This is a genomic window from uncultured Varibaculum sp., from assembly GCF_902489465.1.
GTDB lineage: Bacteria > Actinomycetota > Actinomycetes > Actinomycetales > Actinomycetaceae > Varibaculum.
Window position 1 is genome coordinate 1 of record NZ_CABTZZ010000025.1, and the last position, 25707, is coordinate 25707.

Consider the following 25707-nt stretch of genomic DNA (forward strand, 5'->3'; position numbering starts at 1 on the left):
CCCCCCCCCCCGCGGATCTGGCCCCGCCTCTTTAATCAAGGGAGCGTAGCGTCTTTCAATATCGCGAGAATGAGCGGCGGCGAAGGTATCAATCCCGTCTGGCCCTGCCAGTTGTTCTATGAACCCTAAGGCCCTGCTGGCCAATTTTGAGTAATCTTCACTCAGTCCTTCGCGCCCTTTGCCAGTCGCCACATAATGACGAGCCGGTCTGCCACGTCCGCGCTTAGCGTGGCCATAGGTCTCATAGACTGCGATCATCTGCTCGGATTCCAAAGCGGTAATATGACGACGCACCGCTGCAGTTGTCAGACTTAAAATCTTTGCCAGATGGGCTGCGGTGACGGGGCCTTTTTCAACAATTAAGTCTAAAACTGTTTGCCGGGTCGGTTCCGTTTCACTCACGCTTCCCTCCTTGCCAATAGACTTCCATAAGTCTAACGCATTTTAGAAACACGTGTCTTGCAAAAATAACCAGTGTTAGACAAGTGTGGCCGGGGCAACAGGTACCCTAGGTGCAATCCCGAGATATTAGGCCTCTACCCCGGGCAGATTAGCGGTTTTCGTTTGTTCGCGTTTAGCGGATTTTTCCAGTTACCTTGGGATATTTAAGGGATCCGGGTTGAAGGGTGCATTAGCTTCCCGTAATCCTGCCCATCCCTGCCTTAACGCAGCAATTACTGCCAAGATAGAAGCCATAGCAGACGGGTTATGCAGAGCGCCAGAAAAAAGGGCATCCCGAGCCTCAGCCAAAGAGAACCAGGCAGTTTGCATGTCCCGTTCTTCCTCACAGGCTTCAAAACGCTTACCGGTGGACTCACTAATCCCTTGCGCCACAAACACTCGCAGATGCTCACTGCTTCCCCCCGGGGAAGTAAAGAAATCCACTAACACCTGCCAGTTTTCCGCCTCAAGATTAGCTTCTTCCCATAGTTCCCGTTTAGCGGCGCTGACCCGATCCTCCCCGGCATGATCCAACAGGCCGGCAGGAACCTCCCAGAGGAAAGCACGCACCGGATGCCGGTATTGGCGGACTAATAAAATCTCCCAATCCGAAATCTTGCGCGAGGACGGATCTGCCCCAGCCACCGGACGTACCGCCGCAATCGCCACTGCCCCGGGGTGGGCAAGATAGTCCCGCTGAACAGCAGACTCATCGGTATGCAGCTGCACCTTATCGGTTACAAAATCAAACACATTTCCCTGGTAGATCAGTTGATGATCTATTACTGGGTTGTTAAAAGCCTCATCGCGCAATTCCATATTTATCTTCTTGCCCACTGTCTAGATCCTAACTATTCCTCACTCTGTTTTTCTGACTTATCTCCGTCCCAAGAGTCCGAAGATCCCTTTCCCGCGGCCCGATCTCGCTTTTGTTTTCGTAGCTGGGGAATCAGCAGCGGACTCATTATTAGCGCGCTAATCAGCGCCGCAATCGCAGCGGCCACGAAAGTACCGACTATCCCCGGCCACAGCCTCATAAAAACCCCGGATACCCACCAGCCGGCAGCCGCCGCCAGCAGCGCCAGTAGGAAGGCTTTCAAAGCTGCTGTTCCGAGACCGCTCACTGCTTGTGGCCCCGCTAACTGTCGCAAGCCGATTAGCAACCCTACAGACCCCACAGTCATACCTACCGATTGGGCTAGCCCCAAAGCCAGCAAGATTCCATTTGCCCGGTTAGAGACCATTTCGGGTAGGACAGCTCCCAAACCCCAGGAAAGTCCCGCAACCGTAAGCCAACCGGCAGAGGAAGCCACCACCGCTTGTCGCGCTCCTCCGAGGGCATAAAGCACCCGGGAAACGTGATAGACCAGCCCATAGCCCACGATTCCTGGCGCCATCGCTACTAGCGCCCATAACATCCCCGGCACTGGATTGATGCGGGTGAAAATATCGGTCACTGGACGCGCCAAGGTAACCAGCAGCGCCGATCCAAAAAGCCCCACGATGGTGACTAAACGGGTAGAGGATGCACATTCGGGATTGAAAGCGGCTTTTCCGCCCTGATGCAAAAGCGAAGATAGCCGTGGAAACATCGCCGTAGCGATCGGCACCGCCAGCACCGCGTAGGGCAACATATACACCGACTGGGAATATTGATAGATAGGCAACGATCCTTCCGCCCCATAGGTGCGAGTCACTAGGATAATCACCAGCACGGAAATCTGCTGGGCGATCAAAGAGCCCACTCCCGCGCCCGCTAGACGCATTGCTTTTCGTCCTCGTCCCTGGCCTAAATGCAAAGTGGGACGCCAGCGAATCCCCAGGCGGTAAATAGGGATAAACAGGGGTAAGCTCATCGCTGCCACCCCGGCGGTAGTCCCCCACCCCAGGATCAAAATGGCGTTATGAGCCACTTGCGCAGGATCAGAAACCGAGGGTGTAAGGTAACCAAAAATCGCGTAAGTGCTGATTACCACCAGGGAGTTAAGCAGCGGACCTAAGGCGGGCAGTAAAAATTTTTCGTGCGCCTGCAAAATACCGGTGCCTACTACACACAATCCATAAAGCGGCACTTGTAGCGCAAACATTTGTAAGAATACGCTGATCAAGTGAGCTTGCAGCTGGGGGTCAACCCCCTGGGGACAAGGCATTACCTGCCCGATCCAAGGTGCCAACAAGAACACCGCCAGCCCTACCGGACTAAGTAGTAATAAAGCCCAGGTAATCAAGGCGGACGATACCCGCTGCACATCTTTATGCATCTGATCTGCAATCGGGCCAGCCAAGATGGGGATGGTGACTCCCGCAAGCGCTCCCCCTGCTACCACCTCGAACAAAACGGTGGGTAGCTGGTTGGCGGTGGAGTAAGCGTTCGCGAAAGCTCCGGTACCAACCCAGGCTGACTGGGTCAGCCAGCGACCAAAGCCAAAAATGCGCGACAGTAAAGTGAGAACGGAGATCAGCCCCACCGCCGAAGCGATAGCGGGCAACTTCTTCTTTACCCTGGGGTTTTTCACCGCCGACGTCCTAGTTGGTCAATAGTACGCAAGCCCGGAGTTTTCGCAATCACCTGGGAAAATGAAATTTTTTCACTGGCGGCAGTGAGGGCTACTATCCCGAGGACGCCGATAATTTTCCCGCCGCTGCCAGCCTTTTGCGCCCAGGCTGAGCCCAGCAACGCCCCCAGGGCATTTGAGCCGGTATCACCTAGCATTTCTCGCTCCCCCAAGTCGGCAGGTAAAGCAAGCGCGCTGGTGGAGATAGCTCCTCCGGCTAAGGCAGTCGCGGTGTCTTTAGCTGGAATAAGCGGCAGGGCTGCCAAGGTAGCAACTTTCAAGCAGCGTCCCGGACGTAGATCAAATAGGTTTGCTAAGTTAGCGCTACCCGCAATCAGGACAGTGTCCAGTACCCAGGTTCCTGGCCCGGTTCCTCGCGAACGCCCTATCCCGAGCGCCCCCAGGGCAGCGCCAGTGCCGATCCCCACTATCTTCAGGGCTCCGGTAGTAACTTTTCCCTGTGAAAGCGCCTGCAGGTGACCATGAAATCCCTTTGGTACCGCCGGTTTTTCCTTTTTTATTTCCGCGGTTTCGGGGTAAGAAAGCGGAAGCGGTGCCGACTGCCCGCCCGGACTGTCTACAGCCTTATCAGGCAGATCAGCGCGAGTGTCATCCCAATATCCCAGAGCAGCCCCGGCAGCCACCGGTAGCATTGTTCCCAGCCGCGCGGCGCGACCAGCTGCTAACGAAGCGCCGGTTGCCAAACAGGCAGCGGCAACTTTAATTCCTCCTGTAAGTGAGACCGTTTGCCCATGGAAATTTTGCCGTTCATAACGCCGGGAAACCTGGGGGGACAGGTGGTGAAGCAAGTATTTCCTGGCTAAGAAAAACCCCGCTCCGGCAGATAGAGCTCCCCCGATTGCACGTGCCACTACTGTCCCTCCGCTTTAGCTTGCGGAATTGGGGGAATAAGTTGGGTAGCGTAATGCTCGGTGCCGTATGCCTGGTTGTTTCCGGCTTCATCAGCTAAAAGAGCAAAGGGAGTAGAAACGTTACTCATCACCGATCCGATGCTATCGACTGTGGTAACTTCAATTTTTTCGGCGCGAATCTGCGATAAATAGTCACCTTCACTTTGGGCACTACCTACTACTACCGTCCCTTTGGGAAGAGCGAGGTTGATGCCTTTCACGAACTCTAAATCCGGTTTGAGCACCGGATCCTGCCCCTCTTCTTCCTTACTTTCCGCCGTAGCAACCACTATCAATTGCGCCGGATCAGTAACTGCCGAAGCAGAAATCAAAGGGGTATCTCCTGCCGAAAGACTAGTTACCAGGGTCTGAATTTCTTTGTCGGAACTGGTCAGCCCCGTCCCCAAAGCGGTTGCCAATACTTGTTGGCTAGAAACTTTCGCGTCGGCTTTATCTCCCAGCTTGCTGGCTAAAGTTGAAGCTAAAGTGTCGCGGTAGGATTGAGAATCTTCATTAAACCAGGAGTCCTTCACGGTAACCGAGTCTGTGATAGCAGCACCCGCGATCTTTAACTGCGCGTTTATTCCGTTCACGGCCGCATCACTTACCCCGGGCATTCTCACTACGGCTACTTTCTTGCCAGTCATAGTGCCCGGAGTTACCTTGCGACCCAAAACCCCTATATATTCATTGGAGCTATTTGCCTGTTTCACCAGATCTTCATTGGCCTGACGCAGCTCAGTTTGCTGTTTCGATAGTGCCGTGACTTGCCCGGAAAGGGTATCGGAGATTTTCCCCTGCAAGGGGCCGGCTCCCAGTACCACGCCCATAGTGAGCGCGACCAGCACAGCCATCAACGATACTAAGTGATAGCGAAAATCAATCATTTTTCTCCTGCCTTGGTTAGCCCTTTAGTGAGGGAGCAACCCCGAATAGTTGACGGAAAAAGTCAATCAAATCATGTAAGTAGATACCGGCAATCCCATAAAAAGTCTGCCCCACAGGGGTAACTGCTAGCGAAATTGCCACTGCCCCCACTCCGACTAGGGCTAGCAGCAGAGTCTGCCAAGTAGATATCCGCGGCTGATAAAGCTGGGATACTCCTTTCGCGTCTACCAGTTTTGACCCCACTCGCAGGCGGGTGAGGAAAGTAGATGCCATTCCGGAGCGTCCCTTATCTAAGAATTCCACCAAAGTCGCATGGGTGCCTAGAGCCACGATCATTTCCGCACCTTTATCGTCAGCCAGCAACATGGCGACATCTTCGGAAGTGCCGGTCGCGGGGAAGAGCACATGGGGGATGCCTTCTCTTTTCAACCGTTCTGTACCGGGAGCTTTACCATTCCGGTAGGCATGCACCACTATTTCCGCTCCGCAACGCAACGCTTGGTCAGAGACAGAATCCATATCTCCAATAATCATATCGGGGGTGTATCCCTGTTCCAGGATGGCGTCAGCTCCCCCATCTACCCCCACTAACACCGGTTTATATTCGCGAATGTAGGGTCGCAAGGAACGTAAATCTTCTTGATAATGGTAGCCACGCACCACAATCAAGGCATGTTTACCTGCGAACTTCGTTTTAACTTTGGGAACCCCAACCCCATCTAGGAGGAGATCGCGCTCGCGGCGTAAATACTCCATAGTATTAGCGGCGAAAGCTTCAATCTGGGTGGAGACTCCTTTGCGCGCCTCCTCTAAGTCGACAGCAATAGTTCCCGGAGTCTGTAATACTCCCTGCGCTACTAGCTCCCCCTTTTGGTAGACCGCATTGCCTTCTACGGTGACCGTGCTGCCTTCTTTCAAGTTCATGATCGCGCTGCCTAGATCATCGATCAAGGTAATACCGGCATCAACAATGATGGATGGTCCCATATTGGGGTAGCGTCCAGTAGTTGACTTAGCGGCATTAAGCACCGCACTAGGGGCGGCAGCCACCAGAGTTTCTGCTGCGATCCGGTCAATATCAGCATGATTAATAACCGCGATTTCACCGGCTTGGAGCCGCTGAGTCAGATGCTTAGTTTTCTTATCCACCCGCACCCGGCAGCTAGAGGCTGGTTCTGCTGCTTTCGTTTTGCTCCGTCTAAAAAGTCCCACGGGTCAACATTACCCCACGCTACAGGCGTTAATCAGTTCCCGAGCGTGGTCAAGGGCAGATTTAGAGTCCGCTTTACCGGCCAACATCCGCGCAATTTCGCGTTCTCGCTCGCTACCTGCGACTTCTCTAACCTGGGCAGTATCGTTATTCTTCGACACCACCAGTTGTTTATCTGCCCAAGCCGCTACTTGTGGAAGATGCGTTACTACTATCACTTGCGCATGTTTTGCCAACCTAGCCAGGCGTTGGCCCACCGCGAGCGCAGTTGCCCCTCCGATTCCGGCATCAACTTCATCGAAAATAAAAGTAGGAGTCCCTTCAGCTAGAGACTTAGCGGCCAAGGTGACTTCCAAAGCCAACATAATCCGAGAGAGTTCACCCCCGGAAGCCCCTTGACCCAAAGGCCGAATTTCCGCGTTAGCGCCCGTCCGCAGACCAAAAGTCACCTGGTCGAAGCCATGAGGGTTGGGCTTTGCAAGCGATGTCAGTTCGATATCAAATCCGGCATCTGGCATCTGGAGGGCAGCGAGTTCTGCTGCTACTTCCATTTTCAAAGTTTTTGCGAGGGCGAGGCGCGCGCGAGAAACTTTCTTTCCCAGCGTTTGCAGCTGCGATGCGGCTTTTTCCAGTTGTTCTGCCAGCACCCTGCCCTGGTTTTGCGGCCCGGACAGTTTAGCAATTCGGGCTCTGGCAGTATCTGCCCAGGTTAACCAGCTATCTAAATCTTTTGCCCAGGGAAGATAGGCGTGACGTAACTGTGAAAGACGACTTTGTGCTTGATCTAACTGCGCAGGATCCGCCGCTAGGTTTGAAAGGTAGGCGCCGGCCTCGGCCGAAATATCCAAAATAATTGAGGACGCATCCCGCAGGCCACGCGCCAATTCGGAAAGCTCTTCATCGCTTTGGGCGCCCTTTTCCAATGCTTGGATGGCCGCGCTCAGCAGGGAGGCAGCCCCGGCCGAGTCGACACTATCTCCCCCGAGATAGTTATAGGCCGCTTGAGCCGCTTCTCTAAGGTCTTCTACATTACCCAGTCGCTCAATCTTGTGGAGTAGCTGGTCTTCTTCTCCCGGCTCTGGTTGTAGTTTTTCTTGCAGTTCCACCCCTTCTTTTAGCCGAGAAACCTCTATCTCGCGTGCTTGACGCTGGTTTTCCCAATCTTCTAACTGGGTTTGTAAATGACGCCAAGATGTATAGGTGGCACCAAATTCTGCCACTAATTCTTGATGCGACGATCCCCCAAAAGAATCCAATAGCGCTAACTGCCGCGCCTCGCTGCGTAATCTAAGCTGCTCGGCTTGTCCATGGATGGTAACCAGTTCGCTTCCAATCTGGGATAATACTCCACTGGGAATGGTGCGGCCACCACCGTGACAGCGAGACCGCCCTCGGGCAGGAACCGTGCGGGCTAGTATGATCTCTCCGTCCTCAACTAATCCGCCGGCCTCGGTAAGTAGCGCCGCTGCCTGCGAGGAACTATCGGTGACAAAAATGCCCTCGACCGCCAGTTCTTTTTCTCCATAACGTACCAAGGCAGAGTCAGCTTTTTTACCGAGCAGCAAACCGATAGAAGACAACACCATGGTTTTGCCTGCTCCGGTCTCCCCCGTAAGTGCGGTAAAACCGGGGGAAAAGCTCAGTTCCGCTTGCGGGATTACCCCCAAATTGTTAATAGTGAGCTGGTCAATCATTTTTTATCCCAGCGAACGCCAGCCTTTAACCGGCAATTGGAATTTATGTACCAGACGTCCGGAGAAAGGCGTATCTAGAATCTGGGCTAGCATTACTGGAGCTTTGCCTTTAGTTGCTCGCATGGAGGATGCCGGAGGTACTTCATGGCAACGCAAGCCATCGAGCCACAGCTGCATGGGGGTACGCTGATCCGGCAGTACCGAGATTTCCATAGTGGATTCGGGGGATACTACCAGCGGACGGGTAAATAGGCCGTGTGCGCCCAAGGGGGAAACCACTACTGCCTCTACATCTGGCCAGACAATGGGGCCGCCAGCGGAAAAGCTATAAGCCGTAGAACCGGAGGGAGTAGCCACAATCAAACCATCGGCACCGTAGGTGGTAATGCCACGTTTATCAATCCCTAACCCCAGGTGGGAAGGATGGGCGCGATCGGTAGATAAAATCGCCGCCTCGTTAAGCGCCCAATCGTGTATTTCTCGGCCATCTGGCAAAGTGACGGTCACGTCTACCGTCATGCGCGATTGCACCGTGTAGGAGCCGGCCACAATATGATCAATAACTTCGGAGATTCTATCGGGCTCTACCTCGGTTAAAAACCCGGTGTGCCCCAGGTTGATTCCGATTAGGGGAACTGCTTGGGCACGCGCGTAGCGAGCAGCTCCCAGCAAGGTGCCATCCCCGCCCAGAGCAATTACAATCTCGACGGCGCCGGAATAGGTTTCATCTACCGGAGTTATCCCATGGCTCCGCAGCTCTTGGGCAACATTATCAGCGGTTTTTTCCAGATCAGGGCGCGAAAGGTGCCGGATTACCATCACGTGCCGCTCACCCATATGCTTCTCCCCTTTTCGTGGTGTACTATTTCATTTTTTCTTGCCCAGCAGGACCATTTGCAATCGCGCAGCGCACCAGCTGCCTGATTTCTTCCTCACCGGGCAGCAGCGCGCCCCGCCCTAGGTATACAAAGTACTCTACGTTTCCGGCCGGCCCGGGTAACGGCGAAGCCGCCACCTGTTTTAATCCTAACCCGTTTTCATGAGCCGCCGCGATCACTGCCAGCACTGTGTGGAAATGATCCTCGGGATCGCGAACTACTCCTCCATCCCCCAAATCTTCGCGGCCGATTTCGAATTGCGGTTTTACCATCAACAGGTATTCAGCATCTGCAGTGGAAGCCCTAACCAGGGCAGGTATCACCAGTTTGAGGGAGATAAAAGACAAATCTCCCACAATTAACTGGGCGGGTTCCCCAATCTTTTGCGGATCCAGGTAACGGATATTGGTACGATCATGTACTTCCACCCGTGGATCTTGTTGCAGACTCCAGCGCAGCTGGCCATATCCCACATCGACGGCGATTACGCTTTTCGCTCCTCGCCGCAATAACACATCGGTGAAACCGCCGGTAGAAGCCCCGGCATCCAGGCAGCGTTTACCTTCTATAACCGGGGCATCCTCCCCTAAAATATCGAGGGCGCCCGCCAGTTTATAACCGCCGCGAGAAGCATATTCCTCATCCGGGCTGTCAGCTACCACCACCGCTTGGGCAGGATCAATCTGAGAAGCAGGCTTCGGCATGACTCGCCCATCAACACTGACCCTGCCAGCGGTAATCAACCGAGCCGCATGCGCACGGGAAGTCGCTAAATGACGACGCACTAGTTCGCGATCTAGCCGACGCAGCCTACCCATGATTATTTTCTTTCTATCTGGGCATTCAGAGAATCCAGAGCAGCCGACAATTTGGTCGCTGCTGTCTCTAGATCGCTTAAAGTTACCTGCGGATAGACGCTGCCTGCTTCAGTCGGCCAACTGGCTAATAGTTGGTCGATATCAGATTTGCGGGCTGCCAGTTCCAGGTCTTCTGAAGCGTCAGGAAGATTACTGTTCTTGTTCACTGTCAACCTCACCGGGAAGCAGCAGCTCAAGCTGCAGGTCTTCCCCGTCTACTCCCTCATCACCGTTAGCTTCCTCTGCTACCTCAGCTGTTTCCGTGGCTTGCTTCGCTGCCGGTGCCGGTTCACTCGAGGCTACCTCCGCTTGCGGGGTATTCTCCGCAGATTCTTCTGCTTTTTCTTCTTGCGGATCTGCTCCAAGTTCCGAGGGCGCAGAATCCAAATCTTCTGTGTCCCCGTCGGCGGAACTTGCGGATTCTTCTTCTACCGAGGGTTCGTCCTCTCCCGATAAAGCAGGCTCCGGGGATTCCACCTCGCGTACTACCTCAATATCCGGTAGATGAACAAATACCCCCTGGTCACGCGCATCCCACACGGCGGCAACCAGTGCGCGATAATCTTCCAGACTGAGGACTGCACCGTTATCTACCGGTTCATCTTCGCGCATCACCCGTCCATCTTCGGCCACCATAAAAGCGGCAGATTCCCCGCTAGTCCAAGCTCCCGTAGGTTGATGCACCGGGCCAGGATGCGCGCGGGTTAGATCCGTAAGATCTATCCCCAGATAGGAGGGGCGCCGATCGGGATAGGCCAATGCCACGGCTTTGGCATCAGAAACCCCGGTGAGCACATGGAAACTGAGCATATCGGCAGCAACTGCGCCTGCAATATCGGTATCGAGACGATCTCCTACCACTAGGGGTTTACTAGCGCCTGCATGGGATGCCGCTTTCCGATAAATCCCCGCGAAAGGTTTTCCTCCGGCGAACGGTTTTTGTCCCGTGGCATGTTCTACCGCTGCCACCAAGGAACCATTTCCCAAGGCGAAGCCCTTTTCAGTGGGCAAAGTAGCATCCAGGTTAGTGGCCATAAACAGGGCGCCAGCGTTGATCGCATAGGCAGCCTCGGAAAGTTCTGCCCATCCTACTTCAGATCCATAACCCTGGATTACCGCGGCCGGTTGTTCGCTGGCTTTACTAACTACCTCAAACCCGGCTTGTGCGACGGTATCACGCAGCGCTTGCGTCCCCACCACCAATACTTTGGAGGCGGGTTCGATTTTCTGGGTGAGGATTTCTACTGCATCCATCGCCGCCGTCATTACTTCTTCCGCAGCGGCAGCTATCTGATGCCCCTGAAGCTTTTCCGCCACCTGCTGCGGGTTACGGGAGGCATTATTGGTTACGAACTGGAACTTGATACCTGCTTCCCGAGCTGCCGCTAAACCGGATGCCGCATTAGGAATATCGCGGGTACCGGCGTAGCAGACTCCATCGAGATCAATGAGGAGCACATCGGCAGTCTCTACTAAAGGTTTACGACTTCCGTGCAGGTCAGAGTGCACATAAGGGTTGTCGGCTTCGAGCACTTCTTCCAGATCAACAATGGCTACCGTGTCGGGAACCTCTGGGGTTTGCTCGGCCACCTGGTCGGCTTCTTCCTGCCTGCCGAGTTCGCGCAACAGATCGGCCTTGTAGGAAAGAATCCTTGCCAAAAGTACTGGTTCTTCCAGTTGTTGCTGTTCTAAAAACTGATTTAACACCAGGAGGGCGGCATCTAAGTCCCCTAAATCGTGGCGCGCTCCCGCTTGCACGATGACTAGTTCCACTAGGTCGGAAAGAGCATAGGCCGAAGTGTCGGTTTCGGAAATAATTTCTAGAGCTTTCTCGGGTTTGCCCAGTCCGCGTTCGCAGTCCGCTTCAATCGCCCGCAAACTATCAGTGCCATCTAAGCGGCGCGCGGCGCGTACTTCCCGTAGCGCTTCGCTATATTTACCGCTGGCGTAAGCTGCCAGCGCGCAGGCTTCCCGCACCGTCCCGATCCGACCTGCCCGGCTAACTGCCGCCTTGGCATGCAGGTAGGCTTCTTCGGCATCTACATCTAGTAGCGATCCCGCCATCACCAGATGACGCGCCACTTTTTCGGCATTGTCCGGATCTAGCGAAGATAAGGATGCCCGAGATTCTCTATCCAGGTCTGAAGCTTTGACTGCCGCAGGAATCTGGGGTTCATTATCGTGACGCCATTCTTTGGCGCGGTAACGGGAATCCCGAACCCCGAAAGAATGCTTTCCTGAGCGAGGCGCTTGTGCTTCCCGCTCCCGGCGGTCATCCCGTCGATTATCGCGGCGGTTATCGCGATCAAAGCGCCAACCGCCCCGGTTGAATCCCCGGCGTGAGCCTGCCTCATTTTGCTCGCCCCGGCGATAGGAGGAGCGCCCGGAACGCTCCCCGGCTCCGTGAGATACCCCGCGGTCATCACGATAGTTGCGGCGTCCTCCCCGATTATTCTCCCGGTCTGTCCGGTAGGAGCCGCCTTCCCCCCGGTAGGAGCCGCGCCGATCGTTACGATCATTGCGGGAATTACCCCCGCGCCGATCCTGCCACTTGCCACCCCGACGGTTGTCTTTGCGGTGTCCTCCCTCGCGGTATCCTCCCTCGGAGCTTCCGCGCCGGCGATAGCTGTCGCGATCGCCTTGCCGCTCGCCTGAAGAATCTGAGTAGTTGCGTTGATTACCGGAACCGTGCCCGCCGCCCGCTTGTGAACGTCGCTTACGCCATTGAGGTTCGCGTCCGCCACCATGCTGATTAAAATTGCTCAACTCTAGATCCTTATCTTTTACGATTGCTTAGTCGACTTCCTTCTATTCTAAGCGTAAAGAGCGCCTTGAAGCTGCTTCTAAAAGGTTGTCTATCCTCACTATTTCGCAGGCTCGCCCTAGGCGCCAAGGACAGGTTCAGCTAGGGAGCTGGCTAAACTTTTCTATGAAGTTCTGGCTGGTGAAGAACGACCTAAAGCCTACTTCACCAGCCAGAAAACTGTCAGCACTTTCCCTTAGCGCTCTCCTCCAAAGAGGAGCGACCAGGGCATTTCAAGGGCTGCATCCCTTTGGTAATACACAGTACCTGTTGTCCCGGTTTCAGCAATCCGGCCAGCTGCTCACCAGCCCGTTCGATCCCGAAGCTATTAACCCCGCACATGACCACGTCTGCGTCTGAGAAAGCTTCTTCCGCGTCCTCCAACTGGTATGCTTTAACCCCTTCGTTAACCTTTAGTCCCAAGTCGGGATGGATACCCTTGGTTTTTATCGAGTCGATAATATCTCGATCCAAATGGGTACCCACCAGGCGCACCTCATTACCGTTTTCACTGGCGGGGAAGGAAAGAGCAGTTGCCATGATTCCCGATCCCAGCATTACAATCTTTGCCATTTTATTTCTCCTCACGATGTTGTTAATAAGGTGTTCCTACGTCATTTTTCAGTGGGTATTTCAGCCGATTCCAATAGCAACTGCGCCAGACCGGAATCCACTATTAAGGTGTCCACATGTCCGCCTCTTAAGGTAGCCATGGTGGTGGCGGTTTTCCCACTACCGGAAGCCACAGCCACTTTCATGCGTGCCTTCTTCAGGGATTTCAGGCTAATACCAATTGTGCATTTATCTAGCTCTAGATCCACGGGGAGACCTTCAGCATTTACAAATCGGCACAGCAGATCCCCTACTACTCCGCGGGAAATAAGTTTTTGTAGTCCCTGTTCAGAGACATAACCAGAACGCACCAAAACTGAATCTGCTTCTAGTTTTCCCGGTGAAAAACAAATCACGTCAGCGTTTGCTGCCGCCTCGAGGGTCGCCTTGATAGAAAAGTCGCTGCGCAGAGCAGAGGAAATTCGGCTATCTCCTACCAGAGCTGGTGCAGGTAGAATCCGCCCAAAACCTCCGGCTTTTTCTGCAATGGTACGAATAGATTCGGATACAAAATTATCTTGCGTGTAGCTCGGTCCGCCATTGGTTTGGATCACGGTAGTGCCCCGAGACCATTGATCCGGAAGCTCCCTGGCAACTCGGGCAATCGTCTTCCCCCAAGAAACAGCCAGGGTTCGCGGCTGGGGACGTAGCGACTGCAAATGCCGGGCTGCAGCTCTAGCCACTGCAACAAAAGTGCACGACAGATACTACCTTGCCCTATCTTGGCAAAAGGCCATGCACAACCGTGCCAAGACCTAGTCAAGCAGGTCGGCTAGTTCCTTTAATATCGTCGAGGGCGTCATATGCGAGCTTTCCAGCAAGTTATCGCGCGAATCCGTGGGTAAGAACGCCCGAGGAATACCAAAAGATTTAATCGGGGTGAAACAATTATTTCCCGCACAAGTGGTACGCAGCAAAGCTCCTACCCCATTGGTTACTTCCCCGTCCTCGATAGTCACCACTAAATCAGCGGCCTCCACCTGGGCTAACAGCGCCGGAGAAGCTGGGATTACCCAACCGGGATCTACACACTTGACCGTATGTCCGCGCGCGGCAAGTTCTTTTGACAGGGAGATCGCCGGATCGGCCATGGCTCCCACCGCCACCACCAAAATTTTCTTACCGGTACCAGAAACCCGGAATAAAATATCGAGACCATTTTCGGTTGCTTCTGCCTCGATATCGGGGGGCACACTTCCCTTGGGATAACGGACGATAGTAGGTGCGTCCTCAATCGAGACTGCCTGCCCCAATAATTTGCGCAAGGTGCTGGCGTCCCGAGGCGCGGCTACTCTAATTCCGGGAATCATGGCGGCGATCGCCAGATCCCACATCCCGTTATGACTAGCCCCATCAGCTCCGGTAATACCTGCGCGATCCAAAACCACGGTAATACCTTGTTTATGCAGGGACGCATCCATTAACAGCTGATCGAAAGCCCGGTTTAAAAAGGTGGCGTAAAGGGCAATAACCGGGTGACACCCGGCAAAGGAAAGACCGGCTGCCATAGTCATCGCATGCTGCTCCGCGATCCCCACATCAAATACCCGCTGGGGGAACTGAGATCGCAGCGGTTTTAACCCTACCGGCTCCATCATGGCCGCCGAAATCCCTACAATCTTGGGATTACGTTTAGCAAGCTGCACAATTTCGTCCGCAAATACCGATGTCCACCCGAAGCGTTCCTTCTTTACCGGTAAACCGGTTTCGGGATGAATCGGACCGACCGTATGGAAATGATCCGCATCATTTTCTTCTGCCGGAGAATACCCTCGGCCTTTCTCCGTGATGACATGCACAATGATCGGCCCAGAAAACTCTTTCGCCCGAGCAAGCTGGAACTCGGTGGCCACAATGTCATGACCGTCAACTGGGCCGGTATATTTAATTCCCAGATCCGAAAACATAACTTGTTCAGGAGAAACCATATCGGCCATGCCGCGTTTAATCCCATGCAAGGCATCATAGGTGAGCTCCCCGGGTTTACCTCGAGACTTAAGATGCTGTTTTCCCCAACGTAACGCCTTCTCATAGGCGGGAGAAGTACGCAGCGCATCCAGATGGTGCGCCAGACCCCCGATAGTGGGCTCATAGGAACGACCATTGTCGTTAACTACGATAATCAAGCGGAGATCGGGACGTTCAGAGATATTGTTCAAAGCTTCCCAAGTCATTCCCCCGGTCATGGCACCATCCCCAATGACTGCCACCGTATAGGAACGGTCTCCTTTAAGAGCTTTAGCTTCCGCTACCCCCTGCGCCCAAGACAATGCGGTAGAAGCATGGGAGTTTTCCACCACGTCATGTACCGATTCCGCCCGCGAAGGATAACCTGACAGCCCTTGCGCGGTGCGCAGGTGGGCAAAATTTTTGCGTCCCGTAAGGATCTTATGAACATAGGCTTGATGCCCGGTATCAAAAATAATAGTGTCAGTGGGGGAAGAAAACATGCGGTGGAGTGCAATCGTTAGCTCTACTACCCCCAGGTTAGGCCCCATATGCCCCCCGGTTTTCGCCACGTTCTCTACCAGGAATGACCGAATCTCCCCCGCCAGGTCTGCCAACTCGAGGCTAGAGAGCTTCTGCAAATCTGCCGGGTTATTTATCCGATCGAGTATTTTTGCCACCCAGCCAGTTTAGCCACAATTTGTATTAATGAGGGCTTGGATGGATTAATCTACTAGTTACTTGCGCCAGCCCGCCCGGCACGCCAAACTGAAACCATGGGTAAAAAACCTTCCGGACGTGCCAATTCTTTTGTGAGCTCCCGCGCGGGACTCACTGCTTTGGCGATCACCATCGGAGCGATAGTAGGGCTGGTAGCAGTAGCTTTTTATTACCTAATAGCAGGTTGGAGTTACCTGGTAACCGGTTATAGCGATTACCCTGCTCACGCGGGAGCCGCCCACGGATTCCTCGGTTTATCACCGGTGTTCATCATTGCAGTTCCCGTGCTGTCTGCCCTGCTATATGGACCGGTAGTGGAGTATTTCACCCCCGGCAGCCGCGGGCATGCCGTCCCGGAAGTGATGTTCGCTGTCCGCCGTAAAGGCGGGAGGATTCCCGGACGCACCGCCCTAGTTAAGTTATTTGCGGCTTCTTTGACTTTGGGAGGAGGGGGAAATGCCGGACGGGAAGGACCGATTGTCATGATTGGCGCGGCTATTTCTTCTTGGGTAGGTACCCGCCTGGGCTTGAACAAGCGACGCCTGATGTTCCTATGTGCCTGTGGGGCTGCCGCGGGGATTGCCGCTACTTTTAACGCTCCCCTGGCTGGTGCTTGTTTCGCGCTCGAAGTAATACTCGGTACCCTCAGCGCCGAGGACTTTGTTTTCATTGTATTCGCCTCCGTTTCGGCTTCCCTTATCTCGCAGCAGTTTTTGCCTGACCAGGCCAGTGTGCCCCTCAGCCAATCCTTGGACGTGTTTTCCCATAGCGATTACCTGCTAGTGGCGGTGGCGGCTTTGCTAGCAACCTTGGCGGGGATCGGGTTTTCTAAACTTCTCTACCTGATTTGGGATGGGATCGACCTGGTTTATCACTGGAAGGCTTGGTTTCGCCCGGTCGCTGGTTCATTGGTTCTGGGAGTATTTCTTTACTTTTTTCCCTTGCTCTATGGCACTGGGGAAAGCGTACAGCTGCGGGTACTCTCGGGTGATTTTCCGGTTTGGATGATTCTAGCGTTACTTTTTGGGCGCGCTTTGAGTGCCTCTTTCACTATTTCTATGGGGGGAGCCGGCGGAGTCTTCGGTCCCACCTTATTTGTAGGCGCTTGTGCGGGGATGGCGGTGGGGCAGTTAGTCCAACCTTGGTCGGCTTCTTCAACTGCCATTTATGGAGTAATCGGGATGGGGGCGGCTTTCGCGGCCGCCTCTCGTGCACCCCTAACCGCGGTGTTCATTATTATCGAGATGACCAGGCAGTATTCTCTAATTCTACCGATGATGCTGGCGGTAGGGATTGCCACCGGGATTTCCCTATTTATGACCCGCTCAACTATTTATACCCAAAAATTGCACCGCCGCGGTGACCGGCTGTCAGACCCGGTGTCGGATACTTTATTGGGGCGCTCCACCGCATCGGATCTGATGCACGAACCGCCTCAACTTTTAAGTCAAGAGATCACCCTTGCTCAGGCGGAAAGAGCCCTGGAAACTAGCGGAGAAACCTCTTTGGCGGTGGTAGATTCTCAAGGAGAATTCCAAGGCTCGGTGAGTGCCCTGCTGCTCGGGCACGAGATCGACAAACGCGGCGAAGATACGCCTTTGAGGGAAATCCCCTTAACTGCGACTTTCTGCACCCCCACTGAACTCCCTAGTCAAATCCTCAAAGAGCTGGCAGAGTCCCCACTTTCTAACCTGCCGGTAGTGGGACGCTCTCAAGAAGTCTTGGGTTATATACGAGGACGCGACCTGATCGTCAAGCTTTACCGGCAGCAAACCCACGCGCTTAGCCAACGCGATCTAGGCGACTCCCTGGGGCGTCGCATTCGTAAGCGCTGGACCCATCGTCACCACCGCTAACGATCAACTCTCAGAAATAACTCGCACAACCACGATCCGGGGTGGCAAAAGATGCGGGAGACCGGTTGTAATCTCTAACCAAAACATCGGAAACATACCTGTTTGTCTCAGTGAGATATTGCCTCTAGACGGGTGCAAGCACGGCTAATTTAGGTCCTCCGAGCGCTTTTGCCGCCCCGGATACTACGCGAGCGACCTAGATTCCTTGCGATTTACACGTTGTTCGCTTTGGCCAAATCCGCTATGGCAGCAAAACTCTGGGCACGGTAAAAGATGCGAGAGGGGGCTTGATTCGAGCGAAGCAAGAATCACCGGGGTCCCCCGAGCGCTTTTACCGTGCCCAGAGCACAAGCGTTATTGCATTCCTAGGCAACTAGGTTGCGCAGTACGTACTGCAGGATGCCACCGTTGCGGTAGTACTGGGCTTCACCGGGAGTGTCGATTCGCACGGTGGCGTCAAACTCTATGACGGAGCCGTCACTCTTGGTTGCAGTCACCTTCATAAGCTGCGGAGTTACCCCTTCGTTAAGCTGGGTAATCCCGCTAATATCGAAGGTTTCAGTCCCGTCCAGGCCGAGGGAATCGGCACTTTCGCCTTCAGGGAATTGCAGTGGCAGGATTCCCATCCCGATCAGGTTGGAGCGGTGAATCCGTTCGAAAGACCGGGCGATCACTGCTTTAACCCCCAGCAGCAAGGTGCCTTTAGCTGCCCAGTCGCGCGAGGATCCAGTACCGTATTCTTTGCCGCCGAGCACTACCAGGGGCACGCCGGCCTGGGCGTAGGACACCGAAGCATCGTAGACGGGTACTACTGGAGCATCGGCTTTGGTGAAGTCCTTGGTGAAACCGCCCTCCACATTGTCGAGGAGCTGGTTACGGATACGGATATTCGCGAAAGTGCCACGCATCATCACTTCGTGGTTACCGCGTCGCGAACCATAGGAGTTGAAGTTGCGCCGTTCCACTCCGTGGGAGCTTAGGTATTGACCAGCCGGAGTCTTGGACGCAAACGCACCTGCGGGAGAAATATGGTCGGTAGTTACCGAATCTCCTAGTTTCAGCAGCACCCTAGCTGCGGAAATATCTTGTACCGGTTCCGGGGTTTCTGGCATTCCTTCAAAGAAAGGTGCCCGGCGTACATAGGTGGAGTCATTATCCCAAGCAAAAGTGGGTGAATCGGGTACCTCCAGCGATTGCCAGCGATGATCACCCTCGAATACGCTGCGGTAATCCTGCAGATACATATCACGATCGATAGCTTGACCGATCGCTTTTTCCACCTCTTCGGCAGCCGGCCAAATATCACGCAGGTAGACGGGATTGCCGCGGTTGTCCGCTCCCAGCGCCTCGGTTTCGAAATCAAAATCCATCGTTCCCGCCAGGGCGTAGGAAATCACCAGGGGCGGAGATGCTAAGTAGTTCATTTTCACATCGGGATTAATCCGGCCTTCAAAGTTACGGTTACCAGAAAGCACCGACACCACCGTCAGGTCTGCACCCTCTACCGTGTTGTGGACTTCCTCGGGCAGCGGGCCGGAGTTGCCGATACAGGTAGTGCAACCGTAACCGACAATATCGAAGCCCAGCTGCGACAGATAGGGCATCAGACCAGCCTTTTCGTAGTAGTCGCGTACTACTTGGGAACCGGGAGCTAGCGAAGTTTTCACCCACGGCTTAGGCGTTAGTCCCCTTTCAGCGGCGTTCTTGGCGAGTAAACCCGCCGCCATCATCACCGAGGGATTCGAAGTGTTAGTACAGGAAGTAATGGAGGCAATCACCACGTTACCGTGATCCATGGCTACTTCTTCCCCACTGCCCAGTTTGACCTGAGTGGGGCGGGTAGGACGCATCAATACTGGATCAATGGTCTTATCGCCGGCAACATAGTCGGGCAAAATCTTCTTGAAAGAATCTTTGGCCATTGCCAGTTCGATGCGGTCTTGGGGACGCTTCGGACCGGCGATAGAGGGTACTACGGTGGATAGATCCAGTTCCAGATATTCGCTATAACGCGCTTCGTGAGCGGGGTCATGCCACAGTCCTTGCCGCTTAGCGTATTCGCGCACGAGGGCGCAGGATTCTTCACTGCGGCCGGTCAGGTGCAAGTAGTCGATAGTGACCTCATCAATGGGGAAGATAGCGGCAGTCGAACCGAACTCAGGCGACATATTGCCGATAGTGGCGCGGTTAGCTAGAGGAACCGCCCCCACGCCCTCGCCATAGAACTCAACGAACTTCCCAACTACTCCGTGGTCACGCAACATTTGGGTAATGGTGAGCACTACGTCAGTGGCGGTAGCGCCGGGAGCGATTTCGCCGGTCAGTTTGAAGCCCACTACCCGCGGAATCAGCATTGATACTGGCTGTCCCAGCATCGCCGCCTCAGCCTCGATTCCGCCAACGCCCCAGCCGAGGACGCCCAGACCATTAACCATAGTGGTGTGGGAGTCGGTACCTACCAAAGTATCGGGGTAAGCCAGCGCGCCGTCCTCGTCCTTATCAGCGAATACTACCCGCGCCAGATATTCAATATTTACCTGGTGCACAATCCCGGTTCCCGGAGGTACTACCCGGAAGTTTTGGAACGCGCCCTGCCCCCAGCGCAGGAACTGGTAGCGTTCCTGGTTGCGCTGGTACTCGATGTCCATGTTTTTTTCCACGGCATCTTGGGAGCCGAATACATCGATTTGCACCGAGTGGTCAATAACCATTTCTGCCGGGACCTGCGGGTTAATCAGATCCGGGTCTTTACCCAGGTTAACTACCGCATCTCGCATAGTTGCCAGGTCCACGATGCAGGGAACACCGGTGAAGTCTTGCATTAATACTCGCGCCGGGCTGTATTGGATTTCCTGACTGGGCTGGGCATCGGGATCCCAGTTCGCGATCTGTGTGATCTGCTCTTTGGTGATATTTTCCCCGTCCTCGTTTCGCAGCAGGTTCTCTGCCAGGATTTTGAGGGAGTAGGGTAATTTTTCGGTGCCGGGCACCGCTTTTAAGTCATAGATTTTATAGCTATTATCGCCGACTTTTAACTGGGTCGCGGCGTCAAAGCTGTTCAAACTCATTGCAACCTCCCGCAGGGAATCAAAATATTTTCTCTTGATATCAAGATACTTTGCGAAGCGCTCGAATGCCAGTGTTACGAGTTTTTTGCCTCTTAGAGCGGACAGAAACCGGCATACCAGAGACAAAAAACCTTTCCACCTGAGAGGACGAGTACGCGGGCTGAAGACAGAGCGTCACTCTGCTTTCAGCCCGCGGGCACGATTACACCCCTAAACATCAGGGATTTATAAAAGAATTTCCTTACCTAATTTCCTTTTACGTTACTTTTCAGAAAGCATTCTTAGAAACTTTTAGGACGCAACCTCGGCAGCGCTCCCCCACCCGTTTTCTCCCTTGGGGCGAGCCTCAGGGTGCATAATCAAATACTTCAAGGTAGCAACTACCTGCCGGGCGCTGTACCCATGAAACATATTGTCTTTACCACCTTTGGCGAACTGAATAATCGTATCCAAAGTCAGGTAGTGGTAGTGATCGTAATGCGGAATCACAAACCGCTGGTTTTCCCGGTCATACCGGGTGGCATGGGTGACGTTTCCGTAAGTAATGTACTTTAGCGGCACAATCAGTTTCGCTTCGACCTCGTCATAAGTGAAACGTTCATCTTCCTCAATCGGCGAAGTATCTTTCGGTTTTTCTTCCTGATATTCCGTAATTTTAATATCGGGATATAGCGCGGAGGGATCTGTATAACTAATCCCCTCGTGCCCATCGGCGAAGTGCAGATGCCAATGGTCACCGTGGCGTTCAATTCTTACTACCCGTTCCGGATCATTGGGGTCTGGTTTTCCACTTCCCGGTTTAGGCTTTGGCTTTGTTTCTACGTCCGGCTTTGAGGTTTGCCCTTTATCGGGCTTGCTTGCACTCCCGCTACCGGAATGTGAGCCGGCGTATTGCCCAATCTTGATTCGCGGGAACACCTTTGCGGGATTATCGTAAGTAATATATTCCTGCCCGTGCTTGGTGTAGGCATGATAGTGATCTCCGTGTTGTAAAATCTTCACGATTGGCAGTTTCGCCAGCTGCTGCAAGGAAACGACCGACACAAAAGGTAGTTTGCCTCCCGGAGCCGGCCTACTATGGCTACCGCCGGTTCCTTTGTGTCTTTTGGGGCTAAGTGCTGGGTTGAATGGGGAGGACGGACCAGCCGGACGCGGTGACCACCCGCTGGGTACGGTTACTTTCCCGTTCCCGTGACTGCCGTTATAAGTTCCGAGCGCAACCCCAGGATATAGAGAGCGCGGATCACTATAGGTAATAAACTCTCGACCATCAGCAGTGTAAACATGATAGTGATCACCGTGTTTCAATATCTTTACTACCGCGTTTGACACGAGGGCGGACAGTTGAGAAGTAGAAACTACTTTCGCTGCTCCTTTTAACTGAGCAGTAGTCTTTGCTTTTGAAGGGTCAGTGTAGGTAATAATTTCCCGACCGTCGTTAGTGTAGACATGCCAGTGATCTCCATGTTTCCTGACTCTTACGATCTCATTGTTAGCAACTTCCGCGTCTACTAACACTTCAGTGGTTTCATCTTGTTTATATTTGGGCTCTTTTGGTTGCACTCTCGCGCCTCCCACAGTGGAGATAGCACTCCCTCGGGATTGAAATTCATTGCTGCCCCCAAAAGCCACCCCCAACGCGAATGCGCTTGAGGTAAGCACCAGGGTTAATGCCACTGCAACCCCAATTATCACTTTATTAATTTTCATTTTTCTCCTTACTTTTTGCGAAAGACCAAGGCTGTAAGCAGCCCGAATACGGATATGAGGACGATTACCGCGCCGGGGCGCAGGTTTTGGTAGTACGAGATGATTAGCCCCGCGTACACGAACACGAGGGAGGCTCCTATCGAAACTAGGAGCGTACCGCGATAGGTTTTAGCCAATTGCATAGCGCAAATTGAGGGGATAACCAGGATAGAGGACACTATCAGCGACCCAATGGTTTTAGCAGCTACCGAGACTGACAGCGCCACCAGCAGCGAGAACACAAAGTTTAGCTTTCGGGAGTTAATCCCGAGCAATCTGGCCGCTTCAGTATCAAATAGGGTGAGATAAAGGTGGCGGTACAGGAGTTTGTAAATGATCAAAACTACCAACCCCACCCCCAACACCAGATATAACTCGAGGTCACCAAGGGTAACTATCGAGCCAAATAGATAGCTGGTGATGGCGCTAGAGCCACCGGAGAAACTGGTGAAAATCCCCGCCAGCCCGATTGAGGCGGCCAAAATAATGACGGTAGATATTTCTTGATAGGCACGCAAACGAGCCCTCAGCGCCTCCACCCCTAAAGCGGCAATTACGCAGGCAACCACCGAACCTACTAGCGGATTAAACCCGAACGCTAACCCGGCGGCTACACCCGCTAGGGAGGAATGCGAGAGTGTATCCCCCATCATTGACAGCCGCTTCAACACAATCGGCAATCCGATTAGAGGTAAAAGTACTGCCAGGATGGTTCCTACCAGAAAAGCGCGCTGCATGAAGTCATAGGCGAGCAGATTCACCGGCACTCCTTTTATATTCTTCCAGCTGAAGTCGAGTTAAGATCCCTCTTTCAAGGCGGTAGGCTTCATCTAGAAACAAGGCGGCTTCCGCTAGATGATGGGTAATCATGAGGACGGAGTTGCCGGCTAGGCATTGCCGGCGCAATATCTGATACAGCTCTAGGGAGAACTGCTGGTCTACCCCACCGGTTGGCTCGTCAAGAAGAATTAGGCGCGCCTGTTTCAGTAGAGCTACGAGCAGACCTACCCGTTTCAATTGCCCGCCAGAGAGTTCACTTAATCGATGATTTTGCACCGCCGTTAGCCCCACGTTTTCCAGTAACGCTTCCGGGTCTGTTTTCTGTTTAAGCTGCGCTAAATACATCTTTAGCAGTTCTTTAACCGTGGTGGGAAAGTTTCGGTATCTGCTGACAGCTTCTTGGGACAGGTAGGCGAGGTCGCGATAGTGATTATCTACACTGAGCGAATCTTCAAACAGCCGGATTTGTCCTGTTTCTGCTTTGAGTTTTCCGAGAATTAGGTTCATCAAGGTGGTTTTGCCGACACCGTTTCCCCCTACTATCGCCGCGAACTTACCGGCTGCCAGTGAGAAATCAACTCCTTGCAAGAGCGGATATTCTCCATAAGTAAAGTGGAGTTTTTCTATTTCCAGTACCTTACTCATCGGAAGGATTCCATCAGGTTAGTGAGATTTTTCTGCATTAGCCCGAGGTATCCCAGGTTTTCTTCCTCTTTAGTTAGATGCTCCATGGTGTAGAGGGTTCCGGTTTTTGCTCCGGTAGTGCGCGCTAGAGTTTCCGCTACTTTCGGAGTGGCTTTCCCTTCAAAGAAAATGGTGCTGATTCGATGTTTTTCAACGAATTCAGCGATTGTAGCTAGTTGGTTAGCCGAGGGTTCGTCCTCGGGAGAGATTCCGGTGACTGCTACCTGTTTTAGTCCATAGTCGTCCGCCAGATAGTTAAAGGCGGCATGAGAGGCAACAAAGTAGCGTTTTTCAGCAGGGATTTTAACTATTTCTTGTTGGAACTTTTTATCTAGTGCCTGGAACTTTTCTTGGGCTTTCTTTAGATTTTCCCGGTAGTAGCCGGCATTATCAGGGTCAATAGCACTTACTTTTTCGTAAATGGTTTGTAACTCGATTTGCGCATTTTTTACGCTCAGCCAAGTGTGAGGGTTGATTGCGGTGTTGTCAGTGCGCGCGGCATCTTTGTTTCTTAACAGCGTTAGCCCTTGCGATAAATCAAGGAATTTTTCGTCTTTCCCGATTGCTTCGCGCAAATCTGCAATAAAGCTTTCCATGCCGGCTCCGTTGTAAACAATCAAGTCGGCTTTAGATAGTTCTGCCCGCTGGGCAGTTTGCAGTTCAAAATCGTGAGGTTCCTGAGAGCCCGAAATCACGGACTTTACCTCCATCTTGTCACCCACGATTTGTTTACTCAGGTCGAATACCGGAAAAAACGTGGCATACAGGAGGAGTTTTTTCGACTCAGATTTGTTGCCCACATTCGCGCTATGAGAGTTGGTTGCACATCCGACCGTAGACAGCAGAAAAACGGCGGCAATGATGGAAGAGACCAGCACTTTTAGTCTATTTTTTTGCACGATTATTCCTAACGGCTTTCTAGTTTGGTTGTGTTTGACTTTTACTTACCCACAAATCTTAACGGTAATGAGAATGGTTATCAATTTAGGAGAGTTGCGGATAATTACAAACCGTAGGGCGAGGCTGCCTACTCCTCCGCTACAGCCAATCGTCGGAACAGACTACCGCCAATCATCGGAACGAATTGCCGCCAATCGTCGGAAAGCAATGGTAGAATCAACAAATGGACAGGAATGCGACGCAGTTATTCACTTAAGGAACGGTAAATACGGTCTCATTGAAATTAAACTTGGTGGCGACAAGCTAATTGAATACGGTACAGAGACTTTAAAGTCAATGGAAGCAAAAATTGATACCGAGAAAATGAATAGTCCATCTTTTCTTATGGTTTTGACAGGAACCGGCGACTGGGCATACCGACGCAAAGATGGCGTTTACGTAGTTCCCATTGGTTGCTTAAAAAACTGAGACCAATATAAGAATCCTGTTTTCAGCTTTTTCATTTCTGAGTATCTTCAATCTGCTTTAAATCTTTCTCGATAGAGTAAAGTGTAACCGCCATCATCAAAGCAGGATTTAATTACGGCATAGCATTTTTTGCCGTTGCGAGAGGTTCTGCTTTGGTGAGCTGAACTAGCCTTGCCCCCCCGAGGCAGTATGCATTGCACCCTCTTGGGTGTACCTTTTAACGATAGGAAAAGCTATCGTTAAAAGGTTTAATTGCCATTTACGACTTTCTCAATATCTCTTTTCCCATAAAGAACACGAGAAACCACAACTTCATGCTTTTCTTCGCGAACAAAATAAAAAATAAGAAAACTATCGCACGCCATGAACCTTAAACCTCGACTTTTCCAAGGATCCAGATCCACTAACCTATGCCTCATCGGGAACTGATGAAGGCTTTGAATAGCTTTTTCTATCCTATCTATTTGTCCTCTACCACTTTTAGGTGACAATAAATTAAAGGTGATATATGCATAAATGCCCCGCAAGTCCTCTTCTGCTTCATGTGATATGCAAACCGCATAGCTCATAAACCAAATTCCTTGTGCAAAGATTCAAATACTTCGTATGCCGTTTTCTGCTTGCCAGATAATACTAACAGATAACATTTCGCCAGCTCTTCTTTCAATTCTTTATTTGTCTTTGCA

22 protein-coding genes are annotated in these 25707 nt (G+C 52.8%); 2 read left to right on the forward strand and 20 right to left on the reverse strand.

The genetic code is table 11. The features are described 5' to 3' along the window. The 14 genes from RDM26_RS05720 to dxs form a co-directional block, all read right to left on the reverse strand. Window positions 1-402 (reverse strand): HTH domain-containing protein (locus RDM26_RS05720; RefSeq protein WP_307738044.1); only part of this gene is annotated, 402 nt, incomplete at its 3' end. Between the two features lie 189 nt (window positions 403-591). Next, entirely contained in the window at window positions 592-1278 is a 687-nt protein-coding gene (locus tag RDM26_RS05725) for an NUDIX domain-containing protein (protein ID WP_307738045.1), read from the reverse strand. 14 nt (window positions 1279-1292) lie between these two features. Next, complete coding sequence (gene murJ / locus RDM26_RS05730; RefSeq protein ID WP_307738046.1) at window positions 1293-2957, reverse strand: lipid II flippase MurJ; 1665 nt, start codon at window positions 2955-2957, stop codon at window positions 1293-1295. Beyond that, window positions 2954-3868: a hypothetical protein gene (locus RDM26_RS05735; RefSeq protein ID WP_307738047.1), complete on the reverse strand. Its 915-nt coding sequence runs from the start codon at window positions 3866-3868 to the stop codon at window positions 2954-2956. Before RDM26_RS05735 ends, murJ begins: the two co-directional genes overlap by 4 nt. After that, window positions 3868-4794, reverse strand: a complete 927-nt coding sequence (locus RDM26_RS05740; RefSeq protein WP_307738048.1) for a copper transporter — start codon at window positions 4792-4794, stop codon at window positions 3868-3870. The genes RDM26_RS05735 and RDM26_RS05740 overlap by 1 nt, the downstream gene beginning before the upstream one ends. Before the next feature lie 16 nt (window positions 4795-4810). Next, window positions 4811-5950 carry a putative cytokinetic ring protein SteA gene (gene steA / locus RDM26_RS05745; protein WP_307738065.1) on the reverse strand — a complete coding sequence of 380 codons (1140 nt, stop codon included), beginning with the start codon at window positions 5948-5950 and terminating at the stop codon, window positions 4811-4813. A gap of 66 nt (window positions 5951-6016) precedes the next feature. Next, window positions 6017-7699, reverse strand: coding sequence for a DNA repair protein RecN (gene recN, locus RDM26_RS05750; protein ID WP_307738049.1), 1683 nt, complete (start codon window positions 7697-7699; stop codon window positions 6017-6019). Window positions 7700-7702: 3 nt separating this feature from the next. Then, a complete protein-coding gene (locus RDM26_RS05755) occupies window positions 7703-8536 on the reverse strand; it encodes an NAD kinase (RefSeq protein ID WP_307738050.1) in 834 nt (277 codons plus the stop codon). A gap of 25 nt (window positions 8537-8561) precedes the next feature. Continuing rightward, window positions 8562-9395: a TlyA family rRNA (cytidine-2'-O)-methyltransferase gene (locus tag RDM26_RS05760; protein ID WP_307738051.1), complete on the reverse strand. Its 834-nt coding sequence runs from the start codon at window positions 9393-9395 to the stop codon at window positions 8562-8564. A gap of 2 nt (window positions 9396-9397) precedes the next feature. Next, window positions 9398-9601: a hypothetical protein gene (locus tag RDM26_RS05765; RefSeq protein WP_307738052.1), complete on the reverse strand. Its 204-nt coding sequence runs from the start codon at window positions 9599-9601 to the stop codon at window positions 9398-9400. After that, entirely contained in the window at window positions 9585-12200 is a 2616-nt protein-coding gene (locus RDM26_RS05770; RefSeq protein WP_307738053.1) for an HAD-IIA family hydrolase, read from the reverse strand. Before RDM26_RS05770 ends, RDM26_RS05765 begins: the two co-directional genes overlap by 17 nt. A gap of 220 nt (window positions 12201-12420) precedes the next feature. Further along, window positions 12421-12810, reverse strand: coding sequence for a hypothetical protein (locus RDM26_RS05775; RefSeq protein ID WP_307738054.1), 390 nt, complete (start codon window positions 12808-12810; stop codon window positions 12421-12423). 41 nt (window positions 12811-12851) lie between these two features. Further along, a complete protein-coding gene (locus RDM26_RS05780) occupies window positions 12852-13532 on the reverse strand; it encodes a sugar-binding domain-containing protein (protein ID WP_307738055.1) in 681 nt (226 codons plus the stop codon). Window positions 13533-13604: 72 nt separating this feature from the next. Continuing rightward, window positions 13605-15476 (reverse strand): 1-deoxy-D-xylulose-5-phosphate synthase, encoded by a 1872-nt coding sequence (gene dxs / locus RDM26_RS05785; protein WP_307738056.1) that lies wholly within the window; start codon window positions 15474-15476, stop codon window positions 13605-13607. Window positions 15477-15572: 96 nt separating this feature from the next. Here dxs and RDM26_RS05790 point away from each other — a divergent pair, with 96 nt between their 5' ends. After that, window positions 15573-17372 (forward strand): chloride channel protein, encoded by a 1800-nt coding sequence (locus RDM26_RS05790; protein ID WP_307738057.1) that lies wholly within the window; start codon window positions 15573-15575, stop codon window positions 17370-17372. Window positions 17373-17737: 365 nt separating this feature from the next. Here the strand turns inward: RDM26_RS05790 and acnA are convergent, their stop codons facing one another. From acnA to RDM26_RS05815, 5 genes are all read right to left on the reverse strand, one after another. Continuing rightward, window positions 17738-20440: an aconitate hydratase AcnA gene (gene acnA, locus RDM26_RS05795; RefSeq protein WP_307738058.1), complete on the reverse strand. Its 2703-nt coding sequence runs from the start codon at window positions 20438-20440 to the stop codon at window positions 17738-17740. Between the two features lie 291 nt (window positions 20441-20731). Then, complete coding sequence (locus RDM26_RS05800; protein WP_307738059.1) at window positions 20732-22150, reverse strand: hypothetical protein; 1419 nt, start codon at window positions 22148-22150, stop codon at window positions 20732-20734. Window positions 22151-22158: 8 nt separating this feature from the next. After that, window positions 22159-22950 carry a metal ABC transporter permease gene (locus tag RDM26_RS05805; RefSeq protein WP_307738060.1) on the reverse strand — a complete coding sequence of 264 codons (792 nt, stop codon included), beginning with the start codon at window positions 22948-22950 and terminating at the stop codon, window positions 22159-22161. Then, on the reverse strand, window positions 22931-23614 hold the full coding sequence (locus tag RDM26_RS05810; RefSeq protein ID WP_307738061.1) for an ATP-binding cassette domain-containing protein: 684 nt from the start codon (window positions 23612-23614) through the stop codon (window positions 22931-22933). Before RDM26_RS05810 ends, RDM26_RS05805 begins: the two co-directional genes overlap by 20 nt. Further along, window positions 23611-24552, reverse strand: coding sequence for a metal ABC transporter solute-binding protein, Zn/Mn family (locus RDM26_RS05815; RefSeq protein WP_307738062.1), 942 nt, complete (start codon window positions 24550-24552; stop codon window positions 23611-23613). Before RDM26_RS05815 ends, RDM26_RS05810 begins: the two co-directional genes overlap by 4 nt. A gap of 73 nt (window positions 24553-24625) precedes the next feature. Here RDM26_RS05815 and RDM26_RS05820 point away from each other — a divergent pair, with 73 nt between their 5' ends. Beyond that, a complete protein-coding gene (locus tag RDM26_RS05820; protein ID WP_307738063.1) occupies window positions 24626-25021 on the forward strand; it encodes a hypothetical protein in 396 nt (131 codons plus the stop codon). A gap of 248 nt (window positions 25022-25269) precedes the next feature. Here RDM26_RS05820 and RDM26_RS05825 read toward each other — a convergent pair whose 3' ends face one another. Continuing rightward, window positions 25270-25590 carry a type II toxin-antitoxin system RelE/ParE family toxin gene (locus tag RDM26_RS05825; RefSeq protein ID WP_307738064.1) on the reverse strand — a complete coding sequence of 107 codons (321 nt, stop codon included), beginning with the start codon at window positions 25588-25590 and terminating at the stop codon, window positions 25270-25272. Between the last annotated feature and the right edge of the window lie 117 nt (window positions 25591-25707).